Annotated in this window: 21 protein-coding genes and 1 pseudogene; 16 read left to right on the top strand and 6 right to left on the bottom strand. The window is 58.4% G+C overall.

All coding sequences use genetic code 11. From position 1 onward, the window contains the following. Positions 1–920: 920 nt before the first annotated feature. The 4 genes from L0U84_RS32965 (at position 921) to L0U84_RS32950 (ending at position 3,569) form a co-directional block, all read left to right on the top strand. Entirely contained in the window at positions 921–1,802 is an 882-nt protein-coding gene (locus L0U84_RS32965) for an NmrA family NAD(P)-binding protein (protein WP_233856227.1), read from the top strand. 30 nt (positions 1,803–1,832) lie between these two features. Beyond that, positions 1,833–2,207, top strand: a complete 375-nt coding sequence (locus L0U84_RS32960; RefSeq protein WP_233856226.1) for a hypothetical protein — start codon at positions 1,833–1,835, stop codon at positions 2,205–2,207. A gap of 71 nt (positions 2,208–2,278) precedes the next feature. Beyond that, positions 2,279–2,992: an SDR family oxidoreductase gene (locus tag L0U84_RS32955; RefSeq protein WP_233856225.1), complete on the top strand. Its 714-nt coding sequence runs from the start codon at positions 2,279–2,281 to the stop codon at positions 2,990–2,992. Between the two features lie 115 nt (positions 2,993–3,107). Beyond that, positions 3,108–3,569 (top strand): MarR family winged helix-turn-helix transcriptional regulator, encoded by a 462-nt coding sequence (locus L0U84_RS32950; RefSeq protein WP_233856224.1) that lies wholly within the window; start codon positions 3,108–3,110, stop codon positions 3,567–3,569. Positions 3,570–3,875: 306 nt separating this feature from the next. Here the strand turns inward: L0U84_RS32950 and L0U84_RS32945 are convergent. Beyond that, a pseudogene (locus tag L0U84_RS32945) lies at positions 3,876–4,208 on the bottom strand (tyrosine-type recombinase/integrase); the annotation flags it as partial. A 60-nt stretch (positions 4,209–4,268) separates the two neighbouring features. Continuing rightward, entirely contained in the window at positions 4,269–4,589 is a 321-nt protein-coding gene (locus L0U84_RS32940; protein WP_267939983.1) for a hypothetical protein, read from the bottom strand. 516 nt (positions 4,590–5,105) lie between these two features. On the opposite strand from L0U84_RS32940, the gene L0U84_RS32935 reads away from it, so the two are divergent. Next, complete coding sequence (locus tag L0U84_RS32935; protein ID WP_233856223.1) at positions 5,106–6,290, top strand: porin; 1,185 nt, start codon at positions 5,106–5,108, stop codon at positions 6,288–6,290. A 95-nt stretch (positions 6,291–6,385) separates the two neighbouring features. On the opposite strand, the gene L0U84_RS32930 is transcribed toward L0U84_RS32935, so the two are convergent. Next, on the bottom strand, positions 6,386–7,429 hold the full coding sequence (locus L0U84_RS32930) for a LacI family DNA-binding transcriptional regulator (RefSeq protein WP_233856222.1): 1,044 nt from the start codon (positions 7,427–7,429) through the stop codon (positions 6,386–6,388). Positions 7,430–7,521: 92 nt separating this feature from the next. Here L0U84_RS32930 and L0U84_RS32925 point away from each other — a divergent pair, with 92 nt between their 5' ends. The 11 genes from L0U84_RS32925 to L0U84_RS32875 all read left to right on the top strand — a co-directional run bounded on the left by L0U84_RS32925 (position 7,522) and on the right by L0U84_RS32875 (position 19,473). Continuing rightward, positions 7,522–8,721 carry a phytanoyl-CoA dioxygenase family protein gene (locus L0U84_RS32925; protein WP_233856221.1) on the top strand — a complete coding sequence of 400 codons (1,200 nt, stop codon included), beginning with the start codon at positions 7,522–7,524 and terminating at the stop codon, positions 8,719–8,721. A gap of 151 nt (positions 8,722–8,872) precedes the next feature. After that, positions 8,873–9,787: a LysR family transcriptional regulator gene (locus tag L0U84_RS32920; protein ID WP_233856220.1), complete on the top strand. Its 915-nt coding sequence runs from the start codon at positions 8,873–8,875 to the stop codon at positions 9,785–9,787. 136 nt (positions 9,788–9,923) lie between these two features. Continuing rightward, on the top strand, positions 9,924–10,844 hold the full coding sequence (locus tag L0U84_RS32915) for an intradiol ring-cleavage dioxygenase (protein WP_233856219.1): 921 nt from the start codon (positions 9,924–9,926) through the stop codon (positions 10,842–10,844). A gap of 67 nt (positions 10,845–10,911) precedes the next feature. After that, positions 10,912–11,790 carry a sugar phosphate isomerase/epimerase family protein gene (locus L0U84_RS32910; protein ID WP_233856218.1) on the top strand — a complete coding sequence of 293 codons (879 nt, stop codon included), beginning with the start codon at positions 10,912–10,914 and terminating at the stop codon, positions 11,788–11,790. A 43-nt stretch (positions 11,791–11,833) separates the two neighbouring features. Then, the gene (gene iolG / locus L0U84_RS32905) at positions 11,834–12,826 is read left to right on the top strand and encodes an inositol 2-dehydrogenase (protein ID WP_233856217.1); all 993 of its coding nucleotides are present in this window, start codon (positions 11,834–11,836) and stop codon (positions 12,824–12,826) included. Positions 12,827–12,850: 24 nt separating this feature from the next. After that, a complete protein-coding gene (locus L0U84_RS32900) occupies positions 12,851–13,939 on the top strand; it encodes a Gfo/Idh/MocA family protein (protein ID WP_233856216.1) in 1,089 nt (362 codons plus the stop codon). Between the two features lie 96 nt (positions 13,940–14,035). Further along, complete coding sequence (gene chvE, locus L0U84_RS32895; RefSeq protein ID WP_326491215.1) at positions 14,036–15,106, top strand: multiple monosaccharide ABC transporter substrate-binding protein; 1,071 nt, start codon at positions 14,036–14,038, stop codon at positions 15,104–15,106. A 91-nt stretch (positions 15,107–15,197) separates the two neighbouring features. After that, the gene (gene mmsA / locus L0U84_RS32890; protein ID WP_233856215.1) at positions 15,198–16,736 is read left to right on the top strand and encodes a multiple monosaccharide ABC transporter ATP-binding protein; all 1,539 of its coding nucleotides are present in this window, start codon (positions 15,198–15,200) and stop codon (positions 16,734–16,736) included. Further along, the gene (gene mmsB / locus L0U84_RS32885) at positions 16,714–17,937 is read left to right on the top strand and encodes a multiple monosaccharide ABC transporter permease (protein WP_442794070.1); all 1,224 of its coding nucleotides are present in this window, start codon (positions 16,714–16,716) and stop codon (positions 17,935–17,937) included. Before mmsA ends, mmsB begins: the two co-directional genes overlap by 23 nt. Positions 17,938–18,078: 141 nt before the next feature. Beyond that, positions 18,079–18,375, top strand: coding sequence for a Dabb family protein (locus tag L0U84_RS32880; protein ID WP_233856214.1), 297 nt, complete (start codon positions 18,079–18,081; stop codon positions 18,373–18,375). A 36-nt stretch (positions 18,376–18,411) separates the two neighbouring features. After that, positions 18,412–19,473: a maleylacetate reductase gene (locus tag L0U84_RS32875; RefSeq protein ID WP_233856213.1), complete on the top strand. Its 1,062-nt coding sequence runs from the start codon at positions 18,412–18,414 to the stop codon at positions 19,471–19,473. Between the two features lie 146 nt (positions 19,474–19,619). Here L0U84_RS32875 and L0U84_RS32870 read toward each other — a convergent pair whose 3' ends face one another. The 3 genes from L0U84_RS32870 to kdpB are packed head-to-tail and all read right to left on the bottom strand — an operon-like array spanning position 19,620 to position 23,836. Beyond that, a complete protein-coding gene (locus tag L0U84_RS32870) occupies positions 19,620–20,576 on the bottom strand; it encodes a PTS sugar transporter subunit IIA (RefSeq protein WP_233856212.1) in 957 nt (318 codons plus the stop codon). Positions 20,577–20,623: 47 nt separating this feature from the next. Continuing rightward, positions 20,624–21,640 carry a potassium-transporting ATPase subunit C gene (locus L0U84_RS32865; RefSeq protein WP_233856211.1) on the bottom strand — a complete coding sequence of 339 codons (1,017 nt, stop codon included), beginning with the start codon at positions 21,638–21,640 and terminating at the stop codon, positions 20,624–20,626. Positions 21,641–21,670: 30 nt separating this feature from the next. Then, on the bottom strand, positions 21,671–23,836 hold the full coding sequence (gene kdpB, locus L0U84_RS32860; protein ID WP_267939982.1) for a potassium-transporting ATPase subunit KdpB: 2,166 nt from the start codon (positions 23,834–23,836) through the stop codon (positions 21,671–21,673). Positions 23,837–23,870: the final 34 nt, after the last annotated feature.

Raw genomic sequence — 23,870 nt, 5'->3', positions numbered from 1 at the left:
GCGATCTGTCAGATCCCGTTGGCCTCCGCGCCGCACTGAAGGGTATAGACGGCGTACTCCACAACGGCCCTGTCTTCGGTCCGGTCGGGCGACGCTGCGCGACGTTACCAATGAGCCGGACGCTGCGGAGCGGAGCGCTGCAAGAGCACACAACTCTGCCCGGTCGAGCGCGCAACAGCAGCGGACTGATAACCCCGATTTCCAGTTCCCGCGATAAACAGACAGGAATGCGAGCGCCGTGAAAACGCGCCGACCTCGGAGTGCCCCCGAAATTGCAGCATTCTGCAGCACTTCAAGGATTTCTACCCGATAGCTCCTGGCCCGCGGCAGCGAACGGAAGTTCCTGTTGCAGGGAGCGGCCGGTTCCAGATACTGGTTCGCATCAGCATAAGGACATTCAAACGTCCAATGGCCCTCGCGTGCAGTCGTCGGAGTTGCGGCGGTTTGCAGGACTGCTCATGGTCGAAGACTCGTTCGCATTCTGTGAACGCCGACATTCACCAACGCGTGGTTGCCAACGACAGCAAAGCGACCTTCAGCAGCCGCATAGCGCCTGACCGGCGACCGGCCGCTTCGGCGGAGCAACGCTTCAACGTTTCAAAGTGAATGGCGTGTGCCTGAGTGGAAGTGACGGCTGAAAGTCTGAGCGATCGCTCGAACGACTGACGCTTCCCGGTCGACCACTGCCGATGGTCGCGCCTGACTTCTGTTGACGGGTGTGCCGTCGAAGCGGGCAGGCGAACTTCAAAACGACCCATCCTTGACCTCTGCATCGGCGTGATTCTCTCGCGGTCGATGGCAGCTATGCCAGAGCCGCGATACCGAGTCCACGCGGACAAGAAGGACTTGACAATAGGAGTATATGCTTCTATCTTGTCTATAAGAGAGCATATGCTCTCACTTCCGACAGGAGCGAAGCGATGAACCAGGCTGAGATACTTGTGAGCGGTGCGACCGGACGGACCGGAGGTATCGCTATCGATGAACTGCTCAAGATGGGCAGACGCGTGCGCGCATATGTGCGCACAGATGACGATCGGGCGGCAGCCCTGAGGCAGCGCGGAGTCGATATCGCCGTCGGCGACTTCACCGACATCAATGACATCCGTGCGGCGTTGGAAGGAATCCGGTCGGCCTATTTTCTTCATCCGATCGCGCCTGGAATCATCGGAGCTGCCGCCTATTTCGCGCAGGCCGCGAAGGAGGCCGGCGTCAAGGCGATCGTCAACATGTCGCAGATTTCCGCGCACCGGGACTCCAGGAGTCACGCGGCGCAGGATCACTGGGTTTCCGAGCGCGTCTTTGATTGGTCAGGCGTTCCGACTACGCATCTGCGCCCCACGTTCTTTGCCGATTGGCTCGTCTATCCGCATTTCGCGAAGGAGATCTGGGCCAGGAAGAAGATTGAATTTCCCTTTGACAACGGTCGTCACGCACCCATCGCGTCCGATGACCAGGGGCGGGTGATCGCGCATGTGCTGGCCAATCCTAAAGACCACGAGGGCAAGATCTACACGCTCCATGGCCCCGTCGAAATGAACCATACCGAGATCGCGGCGGCGATGAGCGAGGCACTCGGAGCCCGGATCGAATACGCGCCAAACTCGATCGAGGAGTTTCGGCTCAAGATGGAAAATCTCTACAAGTTTCCGCCATTCCTCACGCAGCATCTGGTCGAGGTAGCCCAGAACTACCGTGATGGCGTCTTCTCGGGCACCAACGATGTCATCGAGAAAATAACCGGAAAGCCCCCACTCTCAGTCCAGCAGTTCGTCGCTCAAAATCGGGTCGCATTCGCGTAAGCACGGCCTCAAACGAGTCGAGGTTTAAAAATGTCCCCCACTCAAACTGAGCGTCACCCGTTTCTGGACGATTTGACAGCTGACGCAGAGTTGGTCAGTTCGGTATTGCGCGGCCCCGTTACAGGACGCCACGAAATCCGGCTGGCAGTCAACGCCGTCGGAACGTTCTATGCCTCGCAGACGCCCACGTTTGTACAGACTGTCGGTTCGCGGCTCGTTCTCGAGTACGACGCCGTTCTGACAAGCGGCGAGAAGCTTAGCGCCGCTGTTGTAATCGACCACAACCAGGAGGGGTCGGTGCCGCGCGTTAGCGTGCGGATGAGCCCGCTTGGCGCTGTGCTGACGCTCGCCGCCCATCTGCGCGAAGCACTTTCAGAGCAGTTTCCGGAAAGCCTTTTTCTTTGAACCACGCGGCCGCCAGCCAGCGGCGGAAGTTGCATCGTCCGGGGCACGCGGCTTTAAAAAGGGAACTTGTCATGGATATCAGGAACGCCACGGTCTTTATCACGGGCGCCAATCGCGGCTTGGGCCTGGCTTTTGCGCGAGAGGCACTTCGCCGCGGGGCAACGAAGGTTTACGCGGGCATGCGCAACACGAACAGCTTTGAAGAGCCGGGCATCGTGCCGGTCAGGATCGATGTTACCGATGCGGCGTCGATCGCCGCAGCCGCGAAACTCGCGGCGGATACAACTCTTCTGATTAACAATGCGGGCATCGCCGCTCTGATCGACGGGCCTCTGGCGGATGACGTCGAAGCCCAATCCGCTCGCATGTTCGATACCAACTACTACGGCGTGGTGCGCGTCACGAAGGCCTTCGAGCCGATATTGGTGGTCGGGCCAGATGCCGCAATCATTAACGTGCTTTCTGACATCGTTTGGCTTCCGCGTCCCTATCTGGCACCGTATGCTGCGTCAAAAGCGGCAGCATGGAGTTACACGAATCAGCTTCGGTTTCATCTGCATGAACGTGGCGTGCAGGTTCTCGGGCTGCACGTCGGGTTCGTGGATACCGACCTGACCAACGGCATTGATGTGCCCAAGGCCAGCCCGGAGGACGTGGTGCGGCAGACCTATGACGCCCTCGCCGCCGGCAAGAGCGAGATTATGGCCGACAAAGGAACAGCGATACTGAAGAGCACGCTTGCCGCTGAGGTCCCCGGCTACATCACTCCGCCGGCGGGGTTTTGAACGACGCCTGTCACCAGAGCGGGTTCGCTGCCAGCTTTTTCTCTGAAGCGGCGACCGTACCTTCGCGCGTGCGGGTAGCATTCTGACAATCAACAGAACTCATGAGTGGAAACCGATGTTGCCGTTCAACCAGCCGCTTGGGATCGATCAATGCAACTGTTTTGCTGTTCGGAAAGCAAGCAGGCAGATCTCCCGCCTCTATGATAGTCACCTCGAGCCGACGGGCTTGCGCATCACGCAATTCCTCACCCTGGCAGCACTGGACGAGGTGGGAAGTGCCGCGGTCAACGCCCTTGCCGAACGGCTCGATATCGAACGAACGGCAATGGGAAAGATGGTTGGCTTCCTTGAACGCGATGGCTTCGTCACGATCAGGCAGTCGCCCACTGACGGTCGAAGTCGTCTTGTCGAGCTAACCGAAGAAGGTCGGCGCCTGCACAAAAGAGCGGCGCCGCTTTGGCAGGCAGCGCAGCGGGAGTTCGAGCAACTGAACGGCGTAGAGAATGTCACGGCGCTACGCGAGGGGCTGAGAGGAGTGATTGTCGGGGACGTGACGGTACGCTCCCCCGAGGACTGAGACTCCACAAGGATTGCCGGGAACGCCCGAGACCACCGCTGGCCGGGACGACAGGACAGCGCGCGAACGTCTAGCCGCATCCGCCATCGTTTAACGTCCATTGAGCGTCGTTCGTTCAACGCCAGCTGTGACCGAGTCAAACGCATGGGCTTGTCGGCAGGTTTTTTGGACGAAGCGGCCTTTACATGCTTGTCCTGCTACGGAGACGCTGACACAAGTCCGACGGTTTTGCACCAAAAGAGCCGCGCTGGAGAGTGGCCGCACGAATCCCGATGTAGCATCGGTTCGCGCGGCCAGAACTAGCCGCTAGATTTCAGTCTGCTCCGAAATCTCAAGCGCGTCGTCGATTTCGATGCCCAGGTACCTGATCGTGCTTTCAATCTTGCTATGGCCAAGCAGCAACCGCACCGCCCGGAGGTTCTTGGTGCGTTTGTAAATCAGAGTTGCCTTGGTCCCCCGCATCGAATGCGTGCCGTACGCTGTCGGATCAAGCCCCGCGGCATCTGCCCATCGACGTATCATCCGGGCGTATTGGCGACTTGAAAGATGCGGGGACGCCAATCGGCGACTTGGGAAGAGGTACTGCTCCGACCTCAGGGCAGCCTTCTCGAGCCACGCGCCGACCGCCTTCCGGGTCGAGCAAAGTGAACCGGCCGCGTCAGAAAGCCGACGTGGCCATGGCAATCACGAATGAATGCGTCACGGCGCAACTGCTGGTGCGTTCGCAGGCTTTTGACCGGCTGCCTTCCGCTGGGCATTCTGCAGGTTCTGCGGATAGTTGGTTTGATTTCCGGCCGGGTTATACCCGTTCTTTTCCAGCTTGCTGAGTTCGGCATTTTTCTTCTCGCGCCGCGCCTTCCGCTCGGCCTTCTTTTGCGCCTTCATCTCTTCCTTCGACGTGACGCTATCTGACGCGGCGGCATCTGTCGCCGCTGCATAAGCTTGGAACGTCGGACTCAATGTGAGGCTCAAAGCCATACCCGCTGATGCAGCAAGACTGGAAAATTGCTTGAGGTTCATACGTATCTCCGTGTTGAAGCGTTATACGAAGCGAGACCGTCAGCGCTTACTTTGTCACCAGGTTCGTGAAGACAAATCATCTCTTCGCAAGGGAACGCTCGAACCGTAATCGATGCGGCGTCGACAGCGATACGGGGGTTAACCGCGAGGAGTGTCGCAGCATAACTCCGAAAGTCACTTGGGCATTGGGGCCACGCCTCATTTTCCCTATTTTCATGAAAGAGATTCCCCGTTCCGCTCTTTGTTCGAGCGAATTGGGAATTTACACTCGGCCCGAAATACCCAACGCGGTTTAGCAGGCGTGTCTCGGAGAATAACTCCCCGTACGCCGAACCCTTGTGCTTGGGCTGCTCTTCGAGTTTCACATACCCAACGTGCCTGCGTCGGCCACGCGGTGTCAGCCCGGGTGAGGTAGGTGACGAGGCCTGCGTAAGAGCAGCCGTCAGCGACAAACGACCCACAACGTCGTCAATAGAAAAGAATCTGTGTAGTACAACTAAAGTGATGGAGACTCCGATGAAAAAGATTGTATTCAGCGTGTTCGCACTGTCGGCAACGGCAACAGCGATGGCTCAGAGCAGCGTTACGTTGTACGGTATCGTGGACAACGGCATCGTGTACGAAACGAACCAGCCGAAAGGGCACGTCTTCGCAGGACAAAGTGGAGGGTGGGCGCAATCCAGATTCGGCCTGAAAGGGGCCGAGGACCTCGGTGGCGGAACGCACGCAATCTTTCAGCTGGAATCCAGACTCAATACGATGAATGGAAGTGTTGCGAACGGAAGCTTCTTCGAGGGGCAAGCGACCGTGGGTCTGCAGAACGACACCTGGGGGCAAATCAAACTCGGCAACATGGGTTCTGCTGAAATCAGCCAGTATTCGGGCGATGTCGACCCCCAGCAAACGAAGAGGTACTCGATTGGCACGCTGGTACGAGGCCGAATCTTTTCGCAGGCAGCGAACGGCGTTGAATATCTCTCGCCGACGATTGCCGGTTTCACCCTGCAAGGTCAATATGACCTGACGAACTCCACGAAGTGGAACTCGGGCAATCCCGGAAGTGCCCCTGGTCAACTTGGCACTACCACTGGACTCGGAAGCTCGCAGGGCCGCGCGGATGGCATCAAACTCTCATACACGAACAAAGGCCTTTTCTGGCAAGCGACTTATGACGAGGTCCGCGACGGCAACGGCAATTTCAGTAACGTGTATCTCGCTTCCCGCTCGATTCTCACGGGCCTAACGTATGCATTTGGCCCTGTGACCGCTTATCTTGGATACCAGCATTTGAGCGCGCCCGACGCGTCGAATTTGGGTTATTTTGACACGGCGACTGCCCCAGCCCTGCCGGGAGGAGTGAGCTTGCCGACATCAGTCAATCATGAATGGATTGGCGCAATCTGGCAGACAACGCCGGCGCTCGCTATCACGGGTGCCGTCTATCACGCAAACGCGAACAACGGCAACGGCAACGCGACGATGTACACGCTCGGGGCAAACTACTCGCTGTCCAAGCGAACGCTCCTTTACACTGAATTGGCTTACCTTCACAACAGTTCGACATCCAACCTCGGTCTCGATAGCGGCGTGTACGGCCCGAACCTTAACGACGACCCGGTCAACGGAAACCCGTCCAGCACCAATCCCAACTTTGGGAAGAGCCAGTTTGGCGTGATGGCAGGCCTGGCAACAAGGTTCTGAGGTCTTCCAGGGAGCCCGGGATTGGTGCCATCCCGGGCCTTTCAACGAAATTAAGGAAAGCCCGCCTTAGTAACGCAAGCGGGCGAGCAGTCAAGTCAATCGCGGAAGCGACTGGCAATGTAATCCGGAATGTTTTCCGGCGTCACAACCATGACCGAAGAAGACGGCGAAACCGACGAGGCCGGCAAAAGTTTGTGATAGTGCATGATGTGATGGCAGGCGGAGCGCATGTCCTGCCGCAGGTCATGATGCAGGATGACCTGTATCTTGCCCTTCCTTAGAAGGCGCACGTTATCCCGGTCCAGGTCATGTCCTATGAAGAGGGTGGGCGTTTGCTGCTGCGCCTCAAGCGCGCGGAGTATCGCGACGTTACCGCCGCCCATAGAGTACACAGCAGCGATGCCCGTATCGCCGTCCAGAGCGTTTCGCACTCGTTCTTCGGTGGGCAAATCGAGACCGTGCCCACCACTTGCATCAACCAGTTTGAGCTGAGGGTGATGTTTGCGCAGTGCTCGACGAAAGCTTATCTCGCGCTCTTCCTCGCCCCGGAATTGCTCGTCGCTCATGGTTATCAACACATTCGCCGGTTTCGGTCCCAGCCATAACCCAAGGAGGTAGGCGGCTGTTGCCCCAGCTACGCGATTGTCGAGTCCCGCGTAGGCGATGCGACCAGACAGCGGAATGTCGGTGACCAAGGTGACGACCGGGATGCCGGCGCGCTGCAGTTCTGCGACCGCATCTGCAATCTCGGGTACATCCCGAGCCTTCAAGAAGACACCGTGACTTCCCCTTCGGGCAATCGACCGAAGTGCTTCCACTACCTCGGTGGTCGTCATCGTCTCCTGCAACAGGAAGCGCGGTCTGACAACCGCCGGATGCAACAAGGCGAGTTCTCCATCGAGCGCGTACTTGATTTCATCACCGAACCGCGATGGTGCCTCGACAATCACGTCGACGATGAGCTTTCGTCCAGTGTTTGCCAGATTCAACTCCTGCGTCTCAAGCTCCTTGATGGCTTGCTCGACCTTCCGGCGCGTGTGCTCCCGAACGTTGGCACGCTCGTTTAGAACCCTATCGACTGTGGCGACGCCGAGTCCCGCCTGGAGGGCAATCTCCTTAATCAAAAACCGGTGAGCCACTCTGACCCTCCATCGTCGATAGATTTTTGATGTAATTTTGAGACTTCGAAAAGCTCGTTGCGATATATCCTACATCGAAACGGGAGGCGCGGATGGACTATCCACAAGCAGACTATCTCACTGAGCGTGATACCTGGTTTGAAGAAGGCGACTGCAAGTTGAGCGATTTCGTGACCGAACTCGGCGCGGGACCAGACACGGCGCTCCGCTACGCAGCGACCTCTGTCTTGGGTATTCCTTCATACGAATGTGGTGCTATCGAACATGTGCTCTGGTCTCGTAGCGAAAGGAGACACCTGCTGTCCGAGTGGGCCAGTGTCTTGCGCGATGGTGCTGGAGTCTTTGTACTCAAGAATGCGTTTGCAGACGTGAGGGTCGTGGATGAGGCGACGGCTGTCTTCGAATCCATCATCGCGGCCGAAAAGAAATCCGGTCAGAGGGCGGACCACTTCGCCAAAGCCGGTGCGAACGACCGTATCTGGAACGCGCAGGAAAAACTCTGCTTGAGGGCTCCAGAGGTATTTGTTCGCTACTTCTCGAACCCGTGGCTACCGGCAGCAGCCGAGGCATGGCTTGGGCCCGGTTTCCAGGTGACGTCTCAGGTAAACGTCGTGCGGCCCGGAGGGCAGGCGCAGCAAGCTCATCGCGACTACCACCTGGGTTTCCAAGCGGCAGAAGTGGCGGCGTCCTATCCAGCACACGTACACCGGATGTCCGCCTTCCTCACGCTGCAAGGAGCCGTCGCACACTGCGACATGCCTGTTGAAAGTGGCCCGACCAAACTTCTGCCAGGTTCACAACGCTATGCCCCAGGCTATGTGGCCTGGCGCAGACCCGACTTTCGCGAGTATTTCGAGAACCACTTTGTCCAGGTTCCGCTTGCTAAGGGCGATGCCATCTTCTTCAATCCGGCGCTATTTCACGCGGCCGGTACCAACCGGACTAGCGACGTTCAACGCATGGCGAATTTGCTCCAAATCTCGTCGGCTTATGGTCGGGCGATGGAGGTCGTCGACCGCGCTCAGATGTGCGAAGTCCTCTATCCAGTCTTGTTGGCCAAGTTTAGAGCCTCCGACATCACGCGCGTCCATGCCCTGTCAGTGATTGCCTCGTGCGCCGAAGGCTACTCGTTCCCGACGAACCTGGACCGAGACCCGCCAACTAACGGCCTTGCGCCAGAGAGCCAAAGTCACATGATGGTTCGCGCGCTCGACGAGAACTTGGAGCCGGTTGAACTCGGCCGAACGCTCGCACAACATGCGTGGCGCAGGCAAACTGGGTTTTCAAACTAATTGATAGATTATTGATAGATTAAAAGCTGCAAAAGATAGATTCCCAGAACTATCATGATGCCAAGCGCGATGTGAAACTTTTCAAGAAGGTCGTGCGTGTACCCGCGCTCGGTTGCGTGCGGGCGAAGACAACGCGTCACGGTGCAAGGGCATGGACCAGTTCAAGGAACTCCAGCTGTTCGTCGAAGTGGCCGAGACGGGCAGCATTAGCCGAGCTGCGGAATCGGTCGAGCTTTCTATCTCGGCGGCGAGCCGATATTTGATTTCGTTGGAGGCGAGGCTCGGTGTCCAACTGGTACGGAGGACCACGCGTAATCTTTATTTGACTGAAGCGGGTGCTGAGTTTCACCGGCGCTGCAAGTCTATCCTCAGTGAACTGGGCGAAGCGGAAGCTGTTATCAGGGAGGCAGTTGTCCGCCCGAGCGGGGTGCTACGCGTCACAGCGTCATTGTCGTTCTGCATGTTGCACATTGCGCCGATGCTGCCTGAATTTACGGCGCGCTATCCCGACATCGCCGTCGATGTGGTTGCAGCCAATCGTTACTATGACATTATCGAGAATGGTATCGACGTCGCGATTCGAACGAAGGTCCTTGAGCCAGACAGCAACATCACAATCAGAAGACTGGCATCGACGCGTCGCATACTTGCTGCTTCGCCTCGTTATATTGAGGCGAACGGCAGCCCTCGCTTCCCAGCCGAGCTTGCGAAGCATAGGGTTCTGAACTATCAACTTGCTGACAACCCACGCGAACTCTCTTTCACCCGTGGCAGAGAGAGCGTAGTTGTCAAAGTGAAGCCATTGGTTGAGTCGAATGACGGGCAAATCTTGCGCGTCGCTGCGCTCAACCATATGGGCATTCTCGTCCAGCCTAAATACATCGTCTACGACGACATCAAGGCCGGCCGCCTTGTCCCAGTTCTCGATGATTGGGACCTTCCCCGGCTGACCATGAACATCGCATTTCAGACCCGCGCGCACCTGCCCGTTAAGGTGCGCCTATTCATCGACGCCCTTGTCGAGCGGTTCCAACAGAACGACTACGAACGCCATTGGACAGCCTGAGCCTACGGGCGACAGGCGCGCGTCAACGCGTCTTCCCGCTCAGCGCGAAAGACTTTCCCTTTTCAGCTCTGTTTTACCAGCAAAGGCGAATATAGACTGCTCTCAAAGGTAGAGACAAGATTGACGGAGACACACAATGCAAAGCGCTTCCCCCGCAGTTCGGTCCACATCGCCGTATTTTGATGAGGCACGCTCGGCCGAGGTCGTCAACGCTCGTATGAGCGATGATGCTGATAGTCGCCTTCGGCAGGTCATGGCGGTACTGGTCACGCATCTACATGCTGCCATCAAGGAAATCGAGCCAACGCACGACGAGTGGTTTGCCGCCATTCGCTTTCTTACCGAGACCGGTCAGATGTGCAGCGACTGGCGCCAAGAGTACATCCTTCTCTCGGACATTCTCGGAGTCTCGATGCTGGTCGATGCAATCAACCATCGTCGTCCGAGCGGTGCTACACCGAACACGATTCTGGGTCCTTTCTACGTTGCCAACGCGCCGGAGTATCCGAACGGCGAGAACATCTGCCTGGATGGAAAGGGAGAACCCATGGTTGTAGAAGGTCGCGTCGTGGATATCAAGGGAAACCCGATTCCAGATGCAAAGCTTGAAGTCTGGCAGACCAACGACGACGGCTTCTATGACGTGCAGCAAAAGGGCATTCAGCCTGACTCGAATCTGCGCGGGGTCTTTACCTCGGATGCTGACGGCCGTTACTGGTTCAAGTCAGTCAAGCCGCGCCACTATCCGATTCCCTCGGATGGTCCGGTCGGAAAGCTCCTGGGCGCAATGGGGCGGCACCCCAATCGTGCTGCTCACTTGCACTTCATCGTCACTGCCCCGGGCCATGACGCGGTCGTCACTCATATTTTCACACCCGACTGCCCGTATCTATCAGAAGACGCAGTATTTGGCGTGAAGCGCGAACTCATTGCTGAATTCAACAAGATTGACGACCCGAACGCGGCGAAGCGGGTTGGGTTCTCGTCGCCATTCTGGTCGGTGTCGTGGGACTTCACTCTCGCGACCTCGACTAAGCCCATCAGGGCCATCCCATAGTCGGTCGGCACGCAGGAGCGTGTGTTTTGAGTACCAGATGACATTGAGACAAACAGGAGTACTACACATGAGCACGAAGAAAGAATTGCTGGCTGCTTACTGGACCCTGGCCGGCGACGTTTATCCGTGTGCGGCGAACGAAATCAGCCCGTTCCCGCTGCGCGACCGCTGCGAAGCAGCGATGCGCGCCGGCTGGAGTGGTATCGGGCTCATTCTCGATGACCTCGAGTACAGCATCGAGAAGTACGGGCTGTCCGGCATCAAGAGCATTCTGGACGATACCGGTATGAAGTACTTCGAGCTCGAAATACTCATGGACTGGTACGTTGATGGCGAAGCACGCGCTAAGTCAGACCACTGCCGGACCCGGTTCATCGAACTGGGTGGGGAACTGGGCATGCGCAATCTAAAAATCGGCGCGAGCCCTTTCGATAAAAACCCGGCCGACTTTGCCCGCATGACCGACGAATTCGGAAGGCTTTGCCAAGACGTCGCGACGGTTGGCGCGACGGTCGCAATCGAATTCATGCCTTTTTCCCCCATCCGAAACGTCGCGGAGGCGCTGAAAGTCGCGGAAGGCGCAAATCAGCCTAACGGTGGACTGATGGTCGACCACTGGCACGTCGCACGCGCAAACACGCCGTACAGCGAGGTCGCCCAAATCCCCGCGCGCTTCATCAAGGGTGTAGAGATGGACGATGTTGGCGCACAGGTTAAGGGCTCGCTATTCGACGATTCGACCTTCAACCGTCAGCTGTGCGGCGACGGTGCAGGCGACTGCGTTGCTTTCGTCAATGCGCTAGAGAAAGCCGGCTGTACGCTCCCGTACTACGGAGTCGAACTCATCTCTGAGGTCCATCGGAAATTTCCGCTCGACGAAATGGCAAAGCGCGCGTACGACACGACCGTCGCGCAATTTTCGGCCTCGCCGACGACGGCCGCATGAGGCCATTCACTTTTCAACGAAAAAGTATTTCTGGAGACTCAAAATGATTCGAATCGCCGTACTCGGTGCTGGCCGAATTGGCCGCATTCACGCTGCCAATGTGGCCGCGAGCCCGAACGCAAAGCTGGTCGTGGTGGCGGACCCGGTTGAAAGCGCAGCGCAGTCGCTGGCTACTCGTCTCGGCTGTGAAGCCTCGACGGACCCTGCAGGTGTTCTCGAGCGGAATGACATTGATGCGGTTGTCATCGGCACGCCGACAGACACCCACATCACGTTCATGCTTGAGGCCGTCAAGCGCGGCAAGGCAGTCTTGTGCGAAAAGCCGATTGACCTTGACATGGAAAAATCGCTCGCCGCAGCGAACGAGGTCGAACGCCAGGGTGGTCGCGTCATGCTCGCGTTCAATCGCCGCTTCGACCCCACGTCGCAAGCCTTCCGCAAGGCGATTGACGCGGGCGACGTCGGCGAGGTGCGCCAGGTCATCATCTCGAGCCGGGACCCGGGCATGCCTCCCCGCGACTATGTCGAGCACTCGGGCGGCATCTTCCGCGACATGGTCATCCACGACCTGGATATGGCTCGCTGGCTGCTCGGTGAGGAGCCCGTCGAAGTCATGGCCATGGCTAGCCGCCTCATCGACGAGTCGCTGGAGAAGCTGACGGACTTCGATACGGTGATGGTTCAGCTGCGCACCGCGTCAGGCAAGCAATGCCATATCAACTGCTGCCGCGAGGCCGTCTATGGCTACGACCAGCGCATGGAAGTGTCCGGTTCCAAGGGCATGCTCCTGCAAGAGAATCTCCGCCCGTCGACGATTCGTCGCTGGTCGAAGGAAGTCACGGACGCGCGCGAGCCACTGCTGAATTTCTTCCTTGAGCGCTATGTAGAGGCTTATAAGGCGGAGCTCGAAGCATTCGTCGACGCTCTGAACACAAATTCGCCGCTGCCCACCTCCGTTCAGGACGGGCTGAAAGCACTGCGCCTGGCGGATGCTGCACTCGAGTCCGCTCTGTCGGGCAAGGTAGTCAAGGTGTAACCAGGAATCCGGAGGAGATAAGTCATGACGCGAAAGATTGGTCCGAACGAAACGCTTGGCGTGGCATGTCTTGGCATCACTCACCCGCACACTTCCGGGCGAGTCAAGGCCATCCAGCGTCGTACCGATGCGAAGATGCTCGGTGCGTGGGATACGAGTCCGCTGCTCACGCCGTTCGTCGACGCGCTTGGTCTCCAAGCGCGTTCGAAGGAGGACATTCTGGCGGACGAGAATGTTCATGTGGTGCTCGTCCATTCCAAGAGCGAGAAGATGGCCGACCTGACTATCGAGGCACTCGAAGCTGGGAAGGCGGTGCTATGCGAAAAGCCCGCTGGCCGCAGCTCAGCAGACGCAAAACGCATCGCCGATGCGGTCGAACGTACTGGTGGTCTCTTTCAGGTCGGATACTGCTGGCGCTTCGCTCCCTCAGTCGACGCTATGCAAGCCGCGCTCAAAAGTGGTCGGCTCGGAAAGGTCGTTCAGGTACGGGCGCACGCCGGCTGTTCGCACGACGAGGCGGGCACTCCACACATGACGCAACCTGGCGACATTGGCGGTGCCGTCTTTGTTATCGGTTGCCATCTCATCGACCGCATCCTTCTGCACTTCGGGCTGCCGCGCTCTGTGAACGCACGTATCACGAAGTTCCCGAATTTCCATGGCGACGAATCGCGTGAAGACGCGGCGGGTGCGGTTCTCAACTACGAAGACAAGATTGTCACCGTCGATTTCATGTCCTGGGACGTTCTGCCTTGGACCGAAAGCTGGGACATTACCGCGTACGGGACGGAAGGCATCATGTCGTCGCGCTCGCTGCCGGCGAGCTACAAGATTTATGACGCCGGTAAAGGTGAGCATCCGGAAGGCTGGACGGAGTGGCAAGAGACCAGCTTTCCGGAAATCTGGGCGACGAAAAAGACGGAATATTCGCCCGACATCGCTGAAATTGGCAATCCAGTGTACTTTGACCGCGAGTCGAACGCGTTCTTCGGCGCATTGCGCAACGGTACGCCGTCGGTTGTCCCCGCCACCCAGGCATACAACATCAGCCGTGTCATCGAGGCCATGTTCGCCTCTTCCAAAGAAGCAGGGGTAGAGGTCTTTATCGGTTAAGGATTCGGAGGGCCGACGCGCTTGCGCGTCAGCCGAAGAATTCACACTTCATAAACTGAGCACGTAAATACGCATTCCTAAATAGGAGACGATGTCATGAAGATTCTGAAGAGTGTCGCGGTTATTCTGGCTGCGTCGGCAGCCTTCGCTGCAATGTCCGGTGCAGCTACCGCTCAAGATAAAGGTGTGGTCGGAATATCGTTGCCTGACAAGACCGAATCTCGCTGGATTACCGACGGGAAGAGCATGGTCGACGCGCTGAAGGCAAAAGGGTACTCGTCAGACCTCCAGTACGCAAACTACGACGTTCCGACACAGGTGAACCAGGTCGAGAACATGCTTGCGAAGGGTGTCAAGGCATTGGTTATTGCGCCTATCGACGGCAAGACATTCTCTGACGCGCTGGCGCTCGCCCAGAAAAAGGGCATCAAGGTCATCTCCTACGACCGTCTGATTAGCCAGACGAAGGACGTCGACTATTACGCGACCTTCGACAATTACGGCGTGGGCGTCCTGCAAGCACAAAGCATCGTCAACGCCTGGCAGAAAGCCGGCAGCAAGACGCCATTCAACATCGAAATCTTTGGCGGCTCTTCCGACGACAACAATGCTCACATGGTCTATGCAGGCGGTATGTCGGTCCTGAAGCCTTACATCGACAGCGGTAAGTTCGTGATTCGCAGCAAACAGGTCGCGTTTGAGAAGGTTGCAACGCGCAACTGGGATGGTGCGACGGCTCAGGCACGGATGGACAATCTGCTGAGCGCCTTTTACGGAAAGGACCACCTCGACGCGGTGTGGGCCCCGAATGATGCGTTGGCAGTTGGCATCATCTCATCTCTGAAGGGCGTGGGATACGGTTCGGGGCAGCAAGCGATGCCTATCATCACGGGACAGGATGCAGACATTCAGAACGTGAAGAACATCGTTCGCGGTGACCAGGCGTCAACCGTGTTCAAGGACACCCGCAAGCTCGCCAGCGTCGCCGCCGACATGGTCGACGATGCGTTGACCGGCAAGCAGGTGCCTGTCAATGACACGAAGAGCTACAACAACGGCGCGAAGATTGTTCCCACGTACCTCGTGAAACCTATTCTCGTTGACAAGGGCAACTACCAGGCGGAACTCGTGACGAGCGGGTATTACACGCAGGCACAAATCAAGTAAGGCATCTGGACGTAGGCGATGCGGGGCTTCCCGGTGGAGCTTCGCGTCGCGCAGGCACGCTTGCGGCGTGACCAATCGGAGGAATGTGAGCATGGATACCATTCTGGAGATGCGCGGGATTCAGAAAAGCTTTGGCCCGGTCAAAGCTCTGAACAACGTGAATCTGAAGGTACGTAAAGGCGAGATTCACGCCATATGTGGGGAGAACGGCGCAGGTAAGTCGACGCTGATGAAAATCCTCAGCGGCGTCTATCCGCATGGCACTTACGTAGGCGATGTGCTCTACGACGGTCAGGAGCGTGCGTTCGCCGACATTTCCGACAGCGAAGAGGTCGGGATCATCATCATTCATCAAGAGCTCGCCCTCGTGCCGATGCTCTCGATTACCGAGAACATCTTTCTTGGAAACGAGCAATCCAAGCGCGGAGTCATCGATTGGCAGGTCTCCCGCGCTAAAGCAAAGCAACTTCTGGAGAAGGTGGGCCTTACCGATTCTCCGGATACGCCTGTCGGGACGCTTGGCATTGGGAAGCAGCAACTTGTCGAGATTGCCAAGGCGTTGTCCAAAGAGGTTCGTCTCCTGATTCTTGATGAGCCCACCGCAAGCCTGAATGAGAAAGATAGCGACACGCTGCTCAACCTTCTTCTCGAGTTGAAGTCGCGAGGCGTGACATCAATCATTATTTCGCACAAGCTCAATGAAATATCGCGTGTTGCAGACGGCATTACCGTCATTCGTGACGGGTCGACCGCCGACGTGCTCGATTGCGGCACGGAAAGTGTGAGCGAGGACCGCATCATCAAGGCGATGGTAGGCCGGGAGATGTCCGACCGCTATCCGCCGCGCACGCCGAACATCGGCGAAATCATTTTCGAGGTCAAAGACTGGCGCGTCCAGCATCCCACCCAACGTGAGCGTGCCGTCATCAAAGGCGTCAACCTTAAGGCTCGCAAGGGTGAAATCGTCGGTATCGCAGGCTTGATGGGTTCCGGGCGCACTGAGCTCGCGATGAGTGTCTTCGGTCGCACATATGGCCAGGACATCACCGGTCAGGTACTGATGCACGGAAAAAAGGTGGACACCTCATCGGTCCAGAAAGCTATTAAAGCGGGCATCGCCTACGTGACCGAAGACCGGAAAGGCAACGGCCTGCTGCTCGATGACAGCATCAAGCGAAACATCACGCTGGCGAATCTTTCTGGGGTGTCAAAACTCGGTGTCGTCAACGAGCACGAGGAAATTTCGGTCGCGACGGATTTCCTCCAGAAACTGCGGATTCGTGCCCAAGGCGTAACCCACATCGTCGGAAACCTGTCAGGCGGCAATCAGCAAAAAGTCTTTATATCCAAATGGCTGTTTTCTGAGCCGGAAGTGCTCATTCTCGACGAGCCCACCCGAGGCATCGATGTGGGTGCGAAGTACGAGATTTACAGCATCATCAATCAAGCAGTCGCGGCGGGTAAGTGTGTGGTCATGATTTCGTCTGAAATGCCCGAGTTGCTTGGCATGTGCGACCGCATCTACGTCATGAACGAAGGTCGGTTCGTCGGGCAATTAACCGCACAAGAAGCTTCGCAGGAAAACATCATGCGAGCGATTATGCGAAATGGAGACATTGAAAATGCGTAAGGCACTCATTCCGGTAGCCGCCGAAGGCACCGAGGTCAAAAAAACTGAAGTATTCGGAATGGTCAAGCATATCGGCAGCGAATATGGTCTGCTCCTGTCGCTTGTGATCATTATGGTGTTCTTCCAGGTCGCGACGAGTGGCGTGCTGATGCAGCCACTCAATTTGACCAACCTGGTGCTTCAAAACAGCTACATCGTCATCATGGCACTAGGGATGCTCATGGTGATTGTGTCGGGTCACATCGACCTGTCCGTCGGCTCGACGGCAGGTTTGGTGGGAGCGCTGGCAGCAGTATTGATGGTGCAGTATGACGTCAACTACGTGTGGGCCACTATCATCTGTATTGCAACGGGCGCACTGATTGGCGCAGTGCAAGGTTATTGGATTGCATTCTGGCGCATGCTGTCGTTCATCGTTACTTTGGCCGGCATGCTTGTCTTCCGTGGCATGACAAACCTCGTGCTTCAGGGGCAGTCCATTGGTCCGTTCCCTGAGGGCTTCGGCGCGGTGAGTTCCGGCTTCATTCCGGATTTCTTTCACGGACAGGCACTTCACATCACCTCCATCGTTCTCGGCGTGTTCGTTGGTGCGCTGTTCTTTGTGATTGAACTTCGCCAACGCGCTGGCGCTGCGAAGCATGGCGTTGAAAGAGGCTCGTTTGCGATGTTCGTCACCAAGAACGTCGTGCTCACGGTGCTCATCGTGGGGTTCTGCTATTTGCTCGCGTCCTATCGCGGTCTGCCGACGGTGCTGGTCATCATGGGTGTGCTGATTGGCGTCTATACCTTCATCATGAACCGCACGACAATTGGTCGTCGAATCTACGCGGTTGGTGGTAATGCAAAGGCCGCGCGGTTGTCGGGCGTTAGTGTTCCTGCGGTGAGTTTCCTGACTTTCGTGAACATGGGTGTTCTTGCGGCTTTGGCGGGGCTGATTTTTGCCGCACGTCTGAACAGTGGAACACCAAAAGCGGGAACGGGCTTCGAGCTCGACGTCATCGCGGCATGCTTTATTGGCGGTGCATCGGCCTCTGGCGGTGTAGGAAAGGTCGTCGGCGCGGTCGTGGGCGCTTTCATCATGGGCGTGATGAACAATGGGATGTCCATCATGGGCATCGGCGTCGACTATCAGCAGGTCATCAAGGGCATTGTGTTGCTCGCAGCCGTGTTCGTCGATGTGTACAACAAGAACAAGGCGTAATTACTCCTTCTTCGGCAGACCAGATTTAGAAGTTAGCGGGGGCGGGCGTGTAGCAAAGCCCCTGCTGACATGCATACTTGAGTCATGAGATTGCACCTCGAACATTTTGCCTGTTATTAAGCGGTACTACTGGAAATAACTATGGTCAAGCATATCGTAATGTGGAATGTTCGCGGCGAGACGCCTGAGCAGAAGAAGGAATCTGCGAGACTCGTGAAGTCCGCGTTCGAGAGTCTCAATGGGAAGATTCCAGGGCTAACGAAGCTCGAGGTCGGGCTGGATGTCAGTGCCGTGGACTATGCGTGCGACGTCGTCTTGTACACGGAATTCGAGAGTCAGGAATCGCTCGACGCGTATGCCTCGCACCCTGAACATCTGCGTGTGAAGCAGGTTGTGGGCGATATTCGTATCGCCCGGCATCAGGTCGACTACATCTGAGCCAGTTTTGTCTTTGACGGCACAGGGAGCCATCTCATGTACGAGTTCACATATACAACGCAAGCGTCAAGAGTCGTGTTTGGCGCTGGAAGCATGAATCTGATTCAGCAGGAGGTCGCGACGTTGGGGGCCCGGCGGGCGTTGATTCTTTGTACGCCCGAGCAGAAGGCCCAGGCCGAGGTGGTCTCGTCCCTTCTGGGACCTTCCAGCGCAGGAGTCTTTGATGGTGCCCAGATGCATGTCCCCATCGAGAACGCACGCCGCGCACGCGAGCATGCAAAGAGTATCGGCGCTGACTGCGCGGTGGCCATAGGCGGTGGTTCCACCATTGGGCTTGGAAAGGCGATTGCGCTCGAGTCGTCGCTGCCAATCATAGCGATACCGACGACGTATGCCGGGTCCGAAATGACCCCAATCTACGGAATAACGGAAGGCGGCCTGAAGAAGACGGGCCGCGACGCCAAAGTTATCCCAAAGACAGTCCTGTACGACCCGGAACTCACGGTCGGGCTGCCAGTCAAGCTATCGATTGTGAGCGGCTTGAATGCCATCGCCCATGCTGCGGAAGGACTGTATGCGAAGGATGGTAATCCTGTAATGTCACTGATGGCAGAGGAGGGCATCCGGTCTCTCGCCAATGGTCTCCGTGGCGTGAAGGAGAATGGTAAGGACAAGGAGGCACGCAGTGAGTGTCTCTATGGGGCATGGTTGTGTGGAATGGTGCTCGGCAACGTTGGCATGGCCCTGCATCACAAGCTTTGCCACACGCTGGGCGGGACGTTTAATCTGCCTCATGCTGAGACGCATGCAATCGTTTTGCCACATGCCCTCGCGTACAACAGCACTGTTGCAGACGAAGCGATGGAGCGAATCGCCAGGGCACTCAATGTGAAATCAGCACCTGACGGACTCTATGAGCTGAATGGAGAACTGGGTGTGCCTCGAGGCCTCCGGGAGATTGGCCTGAGCGAAAGCGACCTGGACTACGCCTGCGAGGTGGCTCTATCGAATCCCTACTGGAACCCGCGACCAATAGAGCAAAGGCCGCTTAGGGCGCTTCTGCAGCGCGCTTGGGAAGGCGCACGTCCATCCGCATAACTGCCGAACGAATTAAATCTCCGAGGCGCTATTTTTTCTCTTGGATGGCATGGCGCTCATGAGAAGGGCCGTTACGGGGAACTCGACTGACAAAACTGCCGTGCCCGGACCGACCAACCATCGTCAGCTGAGGGGCGCTAACGAAATCATCCTGGCCGAAATCTGACTACAGTCGGGGATTTATCGAGCCGCGCTGCACCCGGTACGCTATGCTCCGCAGCGTGTTGCGCCTCGAAATCGGCGAAGAGCCTGCATACCGCGTCCGGGTCTCCGCAAGCATGGAGCTGCTCGCGAAAACGGTGGTCGCAAAAGCGCTCCGCCACTTCGGCCAGCAAATGCAGATGTGTCATGTTCGCCCACTCCGGAACGAACAGCACGACCATGTCGGACACGGGCTTGCCATCCGGAGCATCGAAGGAAATGGGCGCGACCGGGCGCGCGTACAGCACCAGCGCTTCTTGCAGTCCTTTGATTTGACCATGAGGGACGGCCACCCCCTGGCCAAGCGCGGTCGAGCCTAACGCTTCGCGCGCGGCAAGACCTGAGATCACGGACGCCGCCTCCAGGCCATAACGATGCGCGAGAAATTCGCCAAGTTGCGAGAAGAGCGATGGGCGATCAGCCGCGTCGACGCCGAGCAGAACATGATCCGCAATCAGTCGATGAGCGATCGTATCCTTGTCACGGGATCCGTCATCGCGTGGTCCACGTGGACCGAGGGGCGCAAAGGCATGCGACCTCCCCGGATGTATCAGCTTGCGCCAGGCATCAGTCGGCGCCTCCGGCACCACCACCAATTGCGCAATTTCTGCCTTTGGTGCGAGATCGGTCACGCATTGCATCGCACCCTTCAGCGCCGTCCGGGGCAAGAAAAGCACGAGGCGCACGCGGTCTGTTCCATGCAGCGGCGTCACGCGGATCGTCCACGGTTGACCCGCACAGTCTCGGATCAGCGCCCGACGCAGCGGCGTCGCATGTTGCGCATCGAGTGTGACACGCATGACGACTTCACGGTCCGTCGCTGGCTTTGCGCCGTGCTGAGGTGCAGGCGCGCCTTTGCGCGCGCCGAAAATCGTTCCCAGGCCTGTCAGAGTGTGCTTCATTCGATGCCCCGTATTCGTGTTGATCGCAATCGGCTTCGAGAACGCAGTCAAGCGGGTGGGCCATAGCGCCGGCGAAGGTCGAGATTGACTTCGAGCACGTTGACGAGCGGTTCGCCGACGAGCCCTCCAAACGGCGCGTGCGCGGTATCGCGCAACATCGCGCCGATTTCCGCGCGCACCGTGGCGGGATCGCGCTTCGTGTCCTTGCTCCACGCTGCCGCCACGCGATCGAGCTGATACATCGCATTGGCCAGCGTGATGTCCGGATCGAGTCCTGATCCGGAGGTGGTGACGAAATCACCCGGCACGTTCTGCAGAGCGACATCCGGATGATCCTGCCGCCACATATCGAAGAACATCGACTGAATGTCCGTGCCATCCTTCATCGGTTCGATGGTAGTCACACTCTTGCCATCGCTGCCCGTGCGGGTCACGGCCAAAGGGAACATGCCGGGATGCTCACTCGAGAACGACTCGAAGAACGGCACCGCGAGATCCGGCGCCTTCGGTTGCGGCGTGGCCGGGTTCGCTGAGATCCACTGCTTCACCACCTGCGCATGTTGCTTCGCCCAGTCGTCTACGTACTTCGCGTGCGACGGGTCAGCGTTGACCCACGCCTGCGCGAGACTGTTATGCGCATCGGCCCACTGCGCGACGATATGCGGCTTGCCGCCGGCCTGATCCGCCTGGAACCAGGCTTCGACGTCGGGCGCGACGAGCTGCCCCGCCTTCGGCCCTTGCGCATAGCGCGCAATCGGACCGAGCACGCGCGCAACCCGGTCGCGCAGCGCGTAGTTCGCAGCACCCAACGTCGATGAGCCCGAGGCCGAGCCATCGTACGAGACCGCCGATGGCCGCGGCTGGAAATACTCATCCTTCGTGAATGGCTGGGCGATCAGCAGCGAGCCGACCGGCTTCCCGTCCGGTCCATCCACGATGCTGCCGTTCGCCTGAAACCGGAACGCCGTTTGGCCGATGACCCACAGGATGCCGGGATAGATGCCGCACACCAGCACCACCGCGAATCCCAGCAGCCAGATACTCTTCGAAACATAGCGCAGCATGGTCTTCCCCTTCGAGTCCGATCGCGCACGTCACGCAACGAGCCGCAACGCGACCATCACGACATCGATCAGCTTGATCCCGACGAACGGCACGATCACGCCACCGAGACCCCAGATCAGCAGATTGCGGCGCAGCAGCGCGTCCGCACCGAGCGCCCGGTACTTCACGCCCTTCAGTGCGACAGGAATCAGCAACGGAATGATCAGTGCATTGAAAATCACCGCCGACAGGATGGCCGAGGTCGGCGAATGCAGATGCATCACATCCATCACGCCGAGCCACGGCAGCGTACCGGCAAAGAGCGCTGGGACGATCGCGAAGTATTTCGCCACGTCGTTGGCAATCGAAAACGTGGTCAGCGCGCCGCGCGTCATCAGCAACTGTTTGCCGATCTCGATCACCTCGATCAGCTTGGTCGGATCGCTGTCGAGATCGACCATGTTGCCGGCTTCTTTGGCCGCCTGCGTGCCCGAGTTCATCGCGAGACCGACGTCGGCCTGAGCGAGCGCCGGCGCATCGTTGGTGCCGTCACCCATCATCGCGACGAGCTTGCCCTCACCCTGTTCCTTGCGCAAATAGGTGAGCTTCGCTTCCGGCGTAGCCTGAGCGATGAACTCGTCGACGCCCGCGAGCCGCGCAATGGTCGCGGCCGTCAATTCGTTATCGCCAGTCACCATCACCGTATGCAGCCCCATCTTGCGCAAGTGCTGGATGCGTTCACGAATGCCGGGCTTGAGGACATCTTCGAGGAGCACGACGCCCGCAATCTCGTTGCCGTTGGCGACGACGATCGGCGTCGCCCCCTGCTCGCCGGCCTGCCGCAGGATCGCATCGAGGCCGTAGGGCACCTCGCCCCCACGCTCGCGCACCCAGGCGACGATCGCGTCGGGCGCGCCCTTGCGCAACATGCGCCCGTCAGGCATGTCGATACCGCTCATGCGGCTCTGTGCGCTGAAGGGAATCAGCGTCGGCTCGTCGCCCGTGTGGTCAGTAGCGTGGACCTTCATGTACGGCGCAAGCGGCGACGAGATGGAGACGATGCTCTTGCCTTCCGGCGTTTGATCTCCGTACGATGCCAGCGCGGCAAGCCGCTTCAGCTCGCCTTCGTCGGCGGCTCCTACAGGCATGAAGGCCGTCGCGCGGCGGTTGCCGATCGTGATCGTGCCCGTCTTGTCGAGCACGACGGTGTCGATATCACCTGCGACTTCCACGGCCTTGCCGCTCTTCGCGATGATGTTCGCGCGCAATGCGCGGTCCATGCCCGCAATGCCGATCGCCGCGAGCAGTGCGCCGATCGTCGTCGGAATCAGACAGACGAGCAGCGCGACGAGCGTGGGAACATCCGTGCCGAGGCTGTGCAGCGGCTCCGACAGGCCCAGGTAGCTGGTCATGTACTGCTCGGCATTGAGCGCCATCGGCCACAGCGGCACGACGACAATCAGAAAGATCAGCGTGAAGGCTGACAACACGAGCGCCAACGCGATTTCGTTCGGCGTGCGTTGCCGCACCGCGCCTTCGACCAGCGCGATCATCCGGTCGAGGAAGGTCTCGCCGGGATCGGCCGACACTCGCACCGTGATCTCATCGGACAGCACGGTCGTGCCGCCCGTCACGCCCGAGCGGTCGCCGCCCGCGTCGCGGATCACCGGTGCCGATTCGCCCGTAATGGCGGATTCGTCGACAGAGGCCGTGCCTTCGATGACCTCGCCGTCGCCCGGTATCACCTCGCCGGCCCGTACGACGACGACATCGCCGCGCTGCAGCTTGATCGAAGACACGGTTTCGACCGTGCCGTCGGAGCGCAGACGGTTGGCCACCGTATCGTGCCGGGCGCGCCGCAATGCGTCGGCTTGTGCCTTGCCGCGCTCCTCGGCAATCGCGGTCGCGAAGTTCGCAAAGATGACAGTGAGCAGCAGCCATGCGAACAGCGCGATGAAATAGGTCAGCGGTGCCACGCTGTGCGCGATACCGAACGCGATCTCGAGGATGAAAACAAAAGTCAGCACCGCGCCGATCTCGACGACGAACATCACCGGGTTCTTCCACTGGATGTCCGGCCTCAATGCGATCAGCGACTGTTTGAACGCCATGGCCAGCAGTTCGCGGTTGAACAGCTGATCGGTCGGCTTGCGAGGCGGCCGTGGGCCACTCGCAATGGGCGGCACCGCCTGCGGCGCAACATGGGTCGAGTTCATGATGAACGTTCCTTTTATGCTGTCGTGATCTGCG

Origin of the sequence: Paraburkholderia sp. HD33-4, from assembly GCF_021390635.1 — a bacterium.
Taxonomy (GTDB): domain Bacteria; phylum Pseudomonadota; class Gammaproteobacteria; order Burkholderiales; family Burkholderiaceae; genus Paraburkholderia.
This window is presented reverse-complemented; position numbering and strand designations above follow the sequence as displayed.